The following is an 11,369-nucleotide window of genomic DNA, read 5'->3' as shown; positions in this document are numbered from 1 at the left end:
AATCCAGAGCGCGATGCTGTCGTGCGCGATCACGTGCATGCTGAAGACATAGGGCGGTTGGTTGCATGAATCAGGCGACAACTATCTTGACTTGTTCCGATGCCCGAGGCATAGACTGTACAAAACAACAGTCATAACAAGCCATGAAAACCAGCACTGCACCGTTACCACCGCTGCGTTCGGTCAAGGTTCTGGACCAACTGCGCGAGCGCATACGCTACTTGCATTACAGCTTACGAACCGAACAGGCGTATGTCCACTGGGTTCGTGCCTTCATCCGTTTCCACGGAGTGCGTCACCCGGCAACCTTGGGCAGCAGCGAAGTCGAGGCATTTCTGTCCTGGCTGGCAAACGAGCGTAAGGTTTCGGCATCCACGCATCGGCAGGCATTGGCGGCCTTGCTGTTCTTCTACGGCAAGGTGCTGTGTGTGGATCTGCCTTGGCTTCAGGAGATCGGAAGACCTCGGCCGTCGCGGCGCTTGCCGGTGGTGCTGACCCCGGATGAGGTGGTTCGCATCCTCGGTTTTCTGCAAGGGGAGCATCGTTTGTTCGCCCAGCTTCTGTATGGAACGGGCATGCGGATCAGCGGGGGTTTGCAACTGCGGGTCAAGGATCTGGATTTCGATCACGGCACGATCATCGTGCGGGAGGGCAAGGGCTCCAAGGATCGGGCCTTGATGTTACCCGAGAGCTTGGCACCCAGCCTGCGCGAGCAGCTGTCGCGTGCACGGGCATGGTGGCGGAAGGACCAGGCCGAGGGCCGCAGCGGCGTTGCGCTTCCCGACGCCCTTGAGCGGAAGTATCCGCGCGCCGGGAATTCCTGGCCGTGGTTCTGGGTTTTTGCGCAGCACACGCATTCGACCGACCCACGGAGCGGTGTCGTGCGTCGCCATCATATGTATGACCAGACCTTTCAGCGCGCCTTCAAACGTGCCGTGGAAGAAGCAGGTGTCGCGAAGCCTGCTACACCGCATACCCTGCGCCACTCGTTCGCGACGGCCTTGCTCCGTAGCGGTTACGACATTCGAACCGTGCAGGATCTGCTCGGCCATTCCGACGTCTCCACGACAATGATTTACACGCATGTGCTGAAAGTGGGTGGCGCCGGAGTGCGCTCACCGCTTGATGCGCTGCCGCCCCTCTCTAGTGAGAGGTAGGGCAGCGCATGTCAATCCTGGCGGAATCACTACCCCTGCGCGAAGGCCATCGGTGCCGCATCGAACGGCCGGTTGCGGAAAGTCCTCCCTGCGTCCGCTGATGGCCGGGCTGAGACGTTCCACACACATCCAGCGACCCCGCCAGAAACGCGCTTAAAACACGCGACTCCTCGGCGCCGGGGGCGCTCGATGCGAATGGCGGTGGTGGATGCCCGGGAAGTGAGGATGCTTGTGCGCCAACGCCGCGTGCCGGTGCCCGTGCGCATGCGGTTCGTCGCCGGCCCATTGGAAATCGTGTTCGTGCTTGTGACGCTCGGTGAGGTGCAGCCACACCCGGGTCGGGCCAGCTGGCAGGCGCGCGCTCAGCGCGAACGGCAGCGCGGCGTTGACCGAACCCGCCACGCTGCCTTTTGCGCCTGCTGTGAACAGCGCGTCCGAGGCACAGACGCGCCGGGTGAGGTTGTTGTCGATGGCCCAGGACGCCGCCGACGAAGATCGCGCCGAGGAGCCAGGGCCAATCCCCCTTGGCCAGGCCGGAGGGGGGCAACCCCTGTCGCGCGCGAGCCGTGCGACCGTCAGGCCTTACCGGCTCCCGAGGTAGCGCAATCCGGCGAGCAGCCACGGCGACATCTCTCCGTCCAGCAGCTTGGCGAACGGCGTGCTACGCCGAACAGCGCAACTGCGCGCGGGGCGCGGATGACGCACGTGTTCTTGATGGTCGGTGGCGCGGGTGGGGTTTGCCCCTGCACCGTGCCAGCGGGGGCAGGGGCTGCCGGCTGGCGGTCAGTGCGTGCGCTGGGCCGCCGCCTTGCTCGCCGCGTCGAGGCCGCCCTTGGCCTTCCACTCCTCGAAGCCGCCCTGCAGGATGCGCGCGTTCTCGTAGCCGGCGACGCGCAGCGCGAAGCCGGCCTGCGCCGACAGGCTACCGGTGTTGCAGTAGATCAGCACCGGCTTGTTGCGCGGAATGCTGTCGCGCTCGGCGAGCACGCGGCGCCACTCCAGATTGACCGCACCGGGGATGTGGTCCTTGGCAAACTGCCCGGCGTCGCGCGCGTCGATGACGTGAAAACGCGGCCAGTCCTCGCGCGAAATCTGCTCAGCGAAGATGACGCCGCCGCCGTACTCGACGAAATCCAGGCAGCCGGCCATCTCATCGACGGCCTGCTCGGTGGTTTGCGCGTTGGCGATTGCGGGCGAGGCGATGACGGCCAGCGCCACTGCAGTGGCGCGGATCAGCTTGAAGGGCATGTCGTGTGTCTCCTTACTTGCCGCCCGACTTGATCGTGGCCTTCAGCGCGTCGAAGTCGCGGTGCACGGTGTCCTGGAACAGCAGGCCGGATTTGTCCTGCTTGGCCACGCCTTCGAGCTCGAGCCGCTTGGGGCTCGAGAGCGCCTTGCCGATGCGGGCGACGTGCTTGTAGAGCGAGGACTTGGTCACGTTTGCGTTCATGGCAACACTCGAACCTGCGTAAGAACGCTGGCAAATAGGGCGCGGACAATTTTGCTCGCGTATGCCCGGCTACCCCGCAGTCCAGAGCGCTTCGCCGCCCGCGTCGCGGTAGACCAGGTAGGCGCGCAGATCGAACTCGTACTGGTGGTAGTCCGGTTCCATGTGCAGGCAGAGCTGGTAGAAGGCCTTTTCGTGCTCGCGCACACGCAGGTGGGCGAGTTCGTGCACCACGATCATGCGCAGGAACTCCTCCGGCACGGCGCGGAACAGGGTCGCGATGTGGATCTCGCGCTTGGCCTGCAGGCGTGCGCCCTGCACGCGCGAGATGGCGGTGTGGGTGCCGAGCGCGTTGCGGATCACGTGCAGGGTGTTGTCGAAGCGCACCTTGCCGAGCGGCGGCGCGCTGCGCAGGTGTTCGGCCTTGAGCGCCTGAACGTAGTCGTAGAGCGCGCTGTCGGAGCGTACGGTGTGCGCCTTCGGGTAGCGCCGCAGCAGCGCGGGGGCGAATCGAGCCTGTTCGATGAGGGCAAGCACCTGCTGCTGCAGGTGTGCGGGATAGCCGGCGAGGTAGGCGGGTGCGGGGCGGGGGCGCATGGTGAGGGAGGGCGAAAGCCCGGGGGGCCGGGCGGTGACGGTCGGCCAGGTGTGCGATGCTTCAGCGCGTGACGATGAGCCGCAGCCCGAGCGCCACGAAGATGCAGCCGGCGATGCGATCGAGCCAGGTGCCCACGCGCGGCTTGCCATTGAGCCACTGGCCGACGCTGCCGGCGAAGTAGCCGAGCAGGCCGAAGAGCAGCGCGCTCTGCGCGGTGAACACGATGCCCAGCAGCGCCATCTGCAGGCCCACGCTGCCGTTGTCGGGTACCACGAACTGCGGCAGGAAGGCGACGAAGAAGAGTGCCACCTTGGGGTTGATCGCGTTGGCGAACACCCCCTTGAAGAACAGCGTGGACAAGGCCTGGTCGGGCATCTCGGCGCGTGCCACCCGGGTGCCGCCGCGGCTGCGCAGGGCCTGCACGCCCAGCCACAGCAGATAGAGCCCGCCGACGACCTTGAGCGCGGTGAAGGCGAGCGGCGATGCGGCGATCAGCGCGCTTACCCCGATCACTGCGAGCGCGGTGTGGCTGAGGCAACCGAGCGCGCAGCCCAGTCCGAAGGCGATACCACGGCTGCGCCCCTTCGACATGCCCATGGCCAGCACCATGAGGTTGTCCGGGCCGGGCGAGATGGTGACGACGATGGCGGCGAGCAGGAAAGCGAGAAACTGGTCGGGGGCGAGCATGGTCTGCGAGTGCCGTGGTGGTGTGGCGCAATGGCCGGCGGGTTTCGAAGCGTCGTATCTTATGTCTTCGCGCCGGCCGGGTGCACCGGTCCGGGCATCATGGAGCCTGCAATCATGAAAGAAGCCCACACGGCGCAAGCCTCCGCATCCAGGCAGTCGATTCCCGGTTTCTGCGGCCTGTGCAAGTCGCGCTGCGGCTCGCGCATGGTGGTGGAGGACGGCCGCCTCGTCGCGCAACAGCCGGATCCGTCGCACCCCACCGGGCGGGCGCAGTGCGTGAAGGGGCGTGCGGCGCCGGAGCTGGTCTACGACCCGCAGCGCCTGCTGCGTCCGATGCTGCGCACGCGGCCCAAGGGGGAGGCCGACCCGGGCTGGCGCGAGATCTCGTGGGACGAGGCGCTCACGCGTACGGCGGCGGCGCTGGCGCGCATCCGCGACGAATCCGGTCCCGAAGCGGTGGCGTTCGCAATCGCGACCCCGAGCGGCACCCCGATCGCCGATGACGTTCGCTGGATCGAGCGTCTGGCCAATGCCTTCGGCAGCCCCAACGTCGCCAACGGTACCGAGATCTGCAACTGGCACAAGGACTACACCCATGTGCACACCTTCGGTCGCGGCATCGCCACGCCCGATTTTGCGCACAGCCGCTGCATCGTGCTGTGGGGCCACAACCCGCGCGACACCTGGCTCAACAACGCACTGTCGATCCGCGACGCGAAGGCGCGTGGCGCGCGCGTGGTGGTGGTCGATCCGCGCAAGGCCGGGTTTGCGGCGGGCGCCGACCTGTGGCTGCGCGTGCGCCCGGGGGCGGATGGCGCGCTCGCGCTCGGCGTGGCGCGCGCCATGCTGACGCACGGCTGGTTCGATGCCGATTTCGTGCGCGATTTCACCAACGCGCCGCTGCTGGTACGCAGCGACACCGGGCGTTTTCTGCGCGCGGGCGAACTCGCGGTGCCGCCTGCGGGGGCTGCGGCGGATGATTTCGTGGCGCGGGGTGCGGACGGGGCGGCGGTTGCGTGTGCGCAGGGAGTGGGGGCACGCCGTGGCGCGGGCGTTCAGCCCGTGCTTGCGGGTGCGTGCGAGCTGGCGGATGCGGACGGACGCCGCGTGCACTGCCGTACTGCGTTTTCGCTGTTTGAGGAAGCGTGTGCTGCCTATACGCCCGAGCGCGTGGCGGCGCTGTGCTGGATCGAGCCCGGGCAAGTGGAGCAGTGTGCCCGCCTGCTGCACGAGGCCGGCGCGGCGGTCGCCTACTACTGCTGGGCGGGCGTGTGCCAGCATACCAACGCCACTCAGACCGACCGCGCGATCGCCACGCTGATGGCGCTCACCGGCAGTTTCGATGCACCCGGCGGCAATGTGGCGTTCACGCCGCTGCCGGCGAACGACGTTTCCGGCAAGGCGCTGCTCACGGCCGCGCAGCGTGCGCGCTGCATCGGCCTCGAGCAGTCGCGGATCGGGCCGGCGTGCAATGCGCGGATCGGCTCGGACGTGCTCTACGACGCGATCCTCGAGCAAAAGCCCTATCCGGTCCGTGCGCTGATCGGCTTCGGGTGCAACTTCCTGCTCAACCATGCCGACGCCGAACGCGGCGCGCGGGCGCTTGGTGCGCTCGAGTTCTGTGTCTATGCCGACGTGACGCTGACGCCGACCGCTGCGCTTGCCGACATCGTGCTGCCGATCTGCACGCCCTGGGAGCGCGAGGCCTTGCGGGTCGGCTTCGAGGGTAGCCAGGCCGCCGAGCAGTGGGTCCAGCTGCGACTGGCCGCGATCGAGCCGCTGGGCGAAAGCCGCGCCGACGCGTGGGTGGTGTTCGAACTGGCCAAGCGGCTCGGCCTGGCGGAGCACTTCTGGGGCGGCGACCTGGAGGCCGGGCTGGCCCACATCCTCGACCCCTTAGGCGTCTGCCTCGAGCAGTTGCGGCGCACGCCCGGCGGCCTTGCGCAGCCGGGTGCCACCCGCTACCGCAAGTATCTGGAAGAGGGCTTCCAGACGCCAACCGGCCGTATCGAGCTGTACTCCGAGAACCTGCTGGCCCACGGTGTGCCGCCGTTGCCCACCTTTGTCGAGCCGGCGGATTCGCCCTTCGGGTCGAGCGCCGGCGACTTTCCGCTCGTGATGACCACCGCCAAGCTGCGCCACTTCCGCCACGGGCAGGACCGGCAGGCACCCTCGCTGCGCCGCCGCGCGCCCGAGCCGGCGGTGCACCTGCATCCGGATGCCGCCCATGCACGCGGGATTGCCGAGGGCGATCGGGTGCGCGTGCGCACGGCCAACGGCAGCATCCGCGTGCGCGCGCGCCTCGACGCCGCGCTCGATGCGCGCGTGGTGTGGGTCGAGTACGGCTGGTGGCAGCCCGGCGGGCGCGGTGGGGCGGACGGCTACGACGCGCTCTCGGAGCAGGGCGCGAACTACAGCCGGCTGGTGTCGGACCGTCGCGTCGATCCGGTCAGCGGCTCGCAGCCGCTGCGCTCCGGGCTGTGCGAAGTCGAGTTGGAAGGCCCGCGCTTGCAGGGGTGATCGGCGGCCGCGGGCGTTTCGACTTGATGTGCCGGCGTGGGGTCTGGCCGCAGAGGAGGTCGCCGGGCTTCAGCAGCCGGTGATCCACCCTTCCAGCGGGTCCATTGCCGCGGGCAGGCCGAAACTCGGCGGGCCCTGGCGTGCGGCCGCGGTGGCCTGCAGCAGGGCGAGCGCGGCGTCGAGCAGGTCGCCGCTGGCGTCGTCCTCCAGGGCCTGGCGTTGCTCGGGCGAAGCGACCAAGGTCGGTGTGCCCAAGGGGCCTCGCTCCGCGGGGGATGCTGGGGGCCGCCCGGCGGTGAGTGCGTCGATGATTTGCGCACGCGCGGCACGGCGTTCCTCGTTCTGCTTGCGGCGCTCGTCACTCTTGTACGAGGCCGTGGTGATGCGGCGGGCGAGCAGGCCTGGGTAGGCTTCGAGGGCGATGCGTTGCGGGTCGCCGTCATGCAGGCCGGGTACGTGCACGCCGGCCGCGAGCAGGCGGGGGGCGCCTTCGAGGAACATCAGCCCCACCGGGGGATTCACCAGCTTGAGCGGACTGTGCGAGCGCGCGGGCAGGTCGGTGGCGCGGTGGGCGTAGCGCTGGCCGCTGGGGCGGGATTCGCGGTAGGTGTCGAGCGCGGTGCGAAAGGCCGGCTTGCCCAGTGCCGCGCAATGGCGCACCAGTGTCGCCCAGTCCCGCGGCCAGCCCAGGTCGCGCACCGCTTCGCGTGGCAGGCCGAAGGGAAAGTCGAACGCGCCCAGCCAGGGACCGGGGCGGGCGAGCAGGGCTTCGAAGGCGGGCCAGTCGGAGCAGCGCTCGAAACCCCCAAGCACGACGCGGTCGCCATCGAGGTGGCCGCAGGCCACCGTGATCGCTTTGGCGCGGCGTGGGGCGGAGGTGAAATCCACGCCGATCAGGCGCAGGTGGGGAACAGCGTTGGCTGCAGGCGGCATGTAGGGGTGGATGGTCGAGCGGACGGCGTCGAAGGCATGCGCTGGGGACACTCAGCCCGGGCGCAGCATCCGTGCTGCTGTGCGGATGGTGTTGAAGTGGATCGCCACGGTATCGTCGATCGGCTGAGCATAGCCGCCGGCCATGGCGATGGCGACCGGCACCCCCTCGGTACGGCAGGCCCCGAGTACGCGTGCGTCGCGGGCGGCCAGTCCCTCGATGCTGAGCGCGAGCCGGCCGAGGCGGTCGCCGGCGAAGGGGTCAGCGCCGGCGAGGTAGATCACCAGCTCGGGGCGGGCGCGGCTGAAGACGGTATCGAGCGCGGCGTCGAGTGCGGTGAGGTAGGCTTCGTCACCGGTGTCGTCGGGCAGATCCACATCGAGGTCGCTCGTCTGCTTGCGGAAGGGGAAGTTCTTTGCGCCATGCAGGCTGCAGGTGAAGACTTCGGGGGTGTCTGCGAGGATGGCGGCGGTGCCGTCGCCCTGGTGCACATCGCAATCGACGATGGCGATGCGTCCGGCGCGGCCTTCGGCGCGCATCGCCAGGGCGGCGATTGCGGCGTCGTTGAACACGCAGAAGCCCGAGCCGAAGTCGCGATAGGCGTGGTGGGTGCCGCCGGCGAGGTTGGCCGCGCAGGGGCTGCCACCTTCGCGTTCGAGCGCGCTGCGGCAGGCAGCGAGCGTGGCGCCTGCCGAGCGGCGTGAGCGCTCGACCATCTCTTCGCTCCACGGGAAACCGATCCGCCGCACCTCTGCAGCGTCCAGCGTGCCGCTGGCGACGCGCTGCAGGTAGCCGGCGTCGTGGGCACGCAGGATTTCCGCGTCACCCGCTGCCGCGGGCACGCGGAAATCTCCCTCCGCGAACAAGCCGCTGTCGCGCAGGCGGGCGCGCAGCAGGGCGTACTTCTCCATCGGGAAGCGGTGCCCCTCGGGCAGGGGCAGGACGAAATGGTCGGCGTAGTAGAGCTTCAAGACAGGCTTCAGGACAAAGGGTTTCCGGTCGAGCGTGGCGGGCTGGGGCGGTCGAGGCGAGGTCTGGCCCCGGCAGCTGCTTCAGGCCGCTGGCGTGTCGCGAAGTGCGCAAAGGATGAACCGCGGCCAGCACGCGCGCGCCTGCCCACCCCCGTACGTCCGCGCCCTGGGCTGCTGTGCCTCATGCCTCCAGCGCCCGCACCTTCACCTTTCGACCCTTGAGCTTGCCGGCCGCAAGGCGCCGCACCGCCTCGCGTGCGATCGCGCGCTCGACGGCGACGTAGGTGGTCTGGTCGGTGACGGTGATCTTGCCGACCTGCTCGCGCTGGAAACCCGCCTCGCCGGTGAGTGCGCCGAGCACGTCAGCCGGGCGGATCTTGTCCTTGCGTCCGCCCAGGATCAACAGCGTCACCATGGGGGCCTGCAGCGGCAGTCCTTCGTCTGCCGTCAATTCGTCGAGCGCGTGCCATTCCGGCTCGAAGCCCATCGCCTGCGCGATGCCCGCGAGCCGGCGCTTGTCCGCGCTGCTGCACAGGCTCAGCGCCCAGCCTTCTTCGTCGCCGCGCCCGGTGCGACCGATGCGGTGGATGTGGATCTCGGGGTCGGGGGTGACATCAACGTTGATCACCGCTTCGAGCTGGGCGATGTCCAGCCCGCGAGCCGCTACGTCGGTGGCCACCAGCACCGAGCAGCTGCGGTTGGCGAACTGGATCAGCACCTGGTCGCGCTCGCGCTGCTCGAGTTCACCGCTGAGGGCGAGCGCGGCGAAGCCTTGCGCGCGCAGCAGCTCGACGAGGTCACGGCATTGCCGGCGGGTGTTGCAGAAGGCCAGGGTGCTGGCCGGTCGGTAGTGACGCAGCAACTTCGCGACCGCCTGCAGCCGCGCCGGGTGCTCGATCTCGTAGAAGCGCTGGCGGATCTTGCTGGCGGCGTGCTGCTCGGGCAGCTTCACCTCCTGCGGCTTGCGCAGGAAGCGTGCGGCAAGCGCGGCGATGCCTTCGGGATAGGTGGCGGAGAACAGCAAGGTTTGCCGCGCCGACGGACACCGGCTGGCGACGAAGGCGATGTCGTCGTGGAAGCCCATGTCCAGCATGCGGTCAGCCTCGTCGAGCACCAGGGTGTCGAGTGCGTCGAGCACCAGGCTGCCGCGTTCGAGGTGGTCCATGATGCGCCCCGGCGTGCCGACCACAACGTGGGCGCCATGCTCCAGGCTGTCGCGCTGCGGGCGCATCGGGGTGCCGCCGCATAGCGGCAGCACCTTGATGTTGGCTTCGAAGCGCGCCAGACGGCGGATTTCCTGGGTAACCTGGTCGGCCAGTTCGCGGGTCGGGCACAGCACCATGGCCTGTACGGCCGTTTTGCGCACGTCGAGCCGGGCCAGCAGCGGCAGCGCGAAGGCCGCGGTCTTGCCGCTGCCCGTCTTGGCCTGTGCGATGAGGTCGTGCCCGGCGAGCGCCAGCGGCAGGCTGGCTGCCTGGATTGGAGTCATCGTGCGGTAGTCCAGCCGGCCCAGGGCATCCAGCATGGCTGGGGGCAGGGGCAGGCTGTCGAAGGGCAGGCCGGGCTCGGTCGCCGGGGGCTGCGCCTCGGGCTGGTCGGGTGCGCCGCTGGGGTGCCCGGAGGCATTGTCGATAATTTGGGTCATGCGCAATTATCAGGCCTGATTCGGCGCCGTCAGCAGAAAACTTGCCGGAACGGTGCCGCGCGTGATTCGACCCCCGATTCGGCACGGGTGGATGAGCGTGAGCGGGAACTTCGCCCCCGCGCCGGCTTCTGACCCAACCTGCGACGCCGACTGTGCGCGGCATGATCCGTCGCTCTGCCCGCGTGTAATACACTCGAGTTTCCCGCAACAGACGACAACAATACGGTGCAGCCATGAGCCTCATCGAACACGTTCGCCCCCTGCAGAACAAACTGACTGCGATCCGTCGCGACATCCACGCCCACCCGGAGCTCGCGTTTCAGGAGCACCGCACCGCAGAGCTGGTCGCCCGCCACCTGGAATCGCTCGGCATCGAGACCCACCGCGGCATCGGCGGCACTGGTGTCGTGGGCGTCGTGCGCGGCGGGCGTGGCCTGCGTGCGGTCGGTCTGCGCGCCGACATGGATGCGCTGCCGATCACCGAGCGCAACACGTTCGCACACGCGTCCACCGTGGCGGGCTGCATGCACGCCTGCGGCCACGACGGCCACACCACCATGCTGCTCGGTGCGGCCGAGGCGCTGGTCGCGAAGCCGCACTTCGACGGCACCGTGTATCTGATCTTCCAGCCGGCCGAAGAAGGCGAGGGCGGTGCGGCGGCGATGATCGAGGATGGCCTGTTCGACCGCTTCCCGATGGAGGCAGTGTTCGGCATGCACAACTGGCCGGGCATGGAGGCGGGGAACTTTGCAGTGCATACCGGCCCGGTGATGGCTAGCGCCGACCGCTTCGACATCCGTTTTACGGGGGTTGGTGCGCATGCCGCCATGCCGCACCTCGGCGTGGACCCGGTCGTCGCGGGCGCGGCCTTCGTGCAGGCGGCGCAGACGCTGGTGAGCCGTGTGCTCGATCCCATCGAGGCCGGCGTCGTGTCGGTGACGCAGTTCCACGCCGGCGAGGCCTACAACGTGATTCCCGACCGCGCCGAGCTGTGCGGTACGGTGCGTACCTTCTCCGCCGAGGTGCGTGACCGCCTCGAGCAGGGCCTGCGGCAGATGGCCGAGGGCATCGCATTGAGCCACGGCGTGCAGGTGGACTTCCAGTTCCGCCGTGGCTATCCGCCGACGGTCAACACCGCCGCCGAGGCTGCGCTGTGCGCCGAGGCTGCGCGTGCGGTTGCGGGCAGCGAGCGGGTATTCACCGACCGTCGTCCGAGCATGGGTGCCGAGGACTTCGCCTATTTCCTGCAGCACAAACCGGGCGCCTATGTGTGGATCGGGAATGGCCCGGGCGAGGGCGGCTGCACCCTGCACAACCCCAATTACGACTTCAACGACGAGGTGATGCCGGTCGGCGTGGCCTACTGGAGCGAACTGGTGCGTCGTCTGCTCGGCGCGGTGAAATGAGGCCGGC

At 68.7% G+C, this 11,369-nt stretch carries 10 protein-coding genes; 3 read left to right on the top strand and 7 right to left on the bottom strand.

Annotated elements, in window-relative coordinates; translation table 11 throughout:
- Positions 1-143: 143 nt before the first annotated feature.
- Positions 144-1,157 (top strand): integron integrase, encoded by a 1,014-nt coding sequence (locus ACPT9U_RS15275; protein ID WP_435751537.1) that lies wholly within the window; start codon positions 144-146, stop codon positions 1,155-1,157.
- 783 nt (positions 1,158-1,940) lie between these two features.
- Here ACPT9U_RS15275 and ACPT9U_RS15270 read toward each other — a convergent pair.
- From ACPT9U_RS15270 to ACPT9U_RS15255, 4 genes are all read right to left on the bottom strand, one after another.
- Positions 1,941-2,405 (bottom strand): rhodanese-like domain-containing protein, encoded by a 465-nt coding sequence (locus ACPT9U_RS15270; protein ID WP_435751536.1) that lies wholly within the window; start codon positions 2,403-2,405, stop codon positions 1,941-1,943.
- A gap of 13 nt (positions 2,406-2,418) precedes the next feature.
- Positions 2,419-2,607 carry a hypothetical protein gene (locus ACPT9U_RS15265; protein WP_435751535.1) on the bottom strand — a complete coding sequence of 63 codons (189 nt, stop codon included), beginning with the start codon at positions 2,605-2,607 and terminating at the stop codon, positions 2,419-2,421.
- A gap of 69 nt (positions 2,608-2,676) precedes the next feature.
- Positions 2,677-3,201 carry a M48 metallopeptidase family protein gene (locus ACPT9U_RS15260; protein ID WP_418364706.1) on the bottom strand — a complete coding sequence of 175 codons (525 nt, stop codon included), beginning with the start codon at positions 3,199-3,201 and terminating at the stop codon, positions 2,677-2,679.
- Between the two features lie 61 nt (positions 3,202-3,262).
- A complete protein-coding gene (locus ACPT9U_RS15255; RefSeq protein WP_418364705.1) occupies positions 3,263-3,889 on the bottom strand; it encodes a LysE family translocator in 627 nt (208 codons plus the stop codon).
- Between the two features lie 114 nt (positions 3,890-4,003).
- Here ACPT9U_RS15255 and ACPT9U_RS15250 point away from each other — a divergent pair, with 114 nt between their 5' ends.
- Positions 4,004-6,409: a molybdopterin-containing oxidoreductase family protein gene (locus ACPT9U_RS15250; RefSeq protein ID WP_435751534.1), complete on the top strand. Its 2,406-nt coding sequence runs from the start codon at positions 4,004-4,006 to the stop codon at positions 6,407-6,409.
- A gap of 69 nt (positions 6,410-6,478) precedes the next feature.
- Here ACPT9U_RS15250 and ACPT9U_RS15245 read toward each other — a convergent pair whose 3' ends face one another.
- From ACPT9U_RS15245 to dbpA, 3 genes are all read right to left on the bottom strand, one after another.
- A complete protein-coding gene (locus ACPT9U_RS15245; protein WP_435751533.1) occupies positions 6,479-7,393 on the bottom strand; it encodes a DUF429 domain-containing protein in 915 nt (304 codons plus the stop codon).
- Positions 7,394-8,311, bottom strand: a complete 918-nt coding sequence (locus tag ACPT9U_RS15240; protein ID WP_418364703.1) for a histone deacetylase family protein — start codon at positions 8,309-8,311, stop codon at positions 7,394-7,396.
- Between the two features lie 181 nt (positions 8,312-8,492).
- Entirely contained in the window at positions 8,493-9,956 is a 1,464-nt protein-coding gene (gene dbpA, locus ACPT9U_RS15235) for an ATP-dependent RNA helicase DbpA (RefSeq protein WP_435751532.1), read from the bottom strand.
- A gap of 233 nt (positions 9,957-10,189) precedes the next feature.
- Between dbpA and ACPT9U_RS15230 the strand changes: the two genes are divergently transcribed.
- Entirely contained in the window at positions 10,190-11,362 is a 1,173-nt protein-coding gene (locus ACPT9U_RS15230; protein WP_418364701.1) for a M20 aminoacylase family protein, read from the top strand.
- The last annotated feature ends 7 nt before the right edge of the window (positions 11,363-11,369 follow it).

The sequence above is a fragment of the Thauera sp. AutoDN2 genome, from assembly GCF_051280715.1.
Lineage (GTDB): Bacteria > Pseudomonadota > Gammaproteobacteria > Burkholderiales > Rhodocyclaceae > Thauera.
The sequence above is the reverse complement of the archived record's forward strand: the minus strand, read 5'-3'. Positions and strand labels throughout refer to the sequence as shown.

Coding starts and splice junctions, on each gene's coding strand:
- ACPT9U_RS15275 (WP_435751537.1), top strand. CDS start 144: ATGAAAACCAGCACTGCACCGTTACCACCGCTGCGTTCGGTCAAGGTT.
- ACPT9U_RS15270 (WP_435751536.1), bottom strand. CDS start 2,405: ATGCCCTTCAAGCTGATCCGCGCCACTGCAGTGGCGCTGGCCGTCATC.
- ACPT9U_RS15265 (WP_435751535.1), bottom strand. CDS start 2,607: ATGAACGCAAACGTGACCAAGTCCTCGCTCTACAAGCACGTCGCCCGC.
- ACPT9U_RS15260 (WP_418364706.1), bottom strand. CDS start 3,201: ATGCGCCCCCGCCCCGCACCCGCCTACCTCGCCGGCTATCCCGCACAC.
- ACPT9U_RS15255 (WP_418364705.1), bottom strand. CDS start 3,889: ATGCTCGCCCCCGACCAGTTTCTCGCTTTCCTGCTCGCCGCCATCGTC.
- ACPT9U_RS15250 (WP_435751534.1), top strand. CDS start 4,004: ATGAAAGAAGCCCACACGGCGCAAGCCTCCGCATCCAGGCAGTCGATT.
- dbpA (WP_435751532.1), bottom strand. CDS start 9,956: ATGACCCAAATTATCGACAATGCCTCCGGGCACCCCAGCGGCGCACCC.
- ACPT9U_RS15230 (WP_418364701.1), top strand. CDS start 10,190: ATGAGCCTCATCGAACACGTTCGCCCCCTGCAGAACAAACTGACTGCG.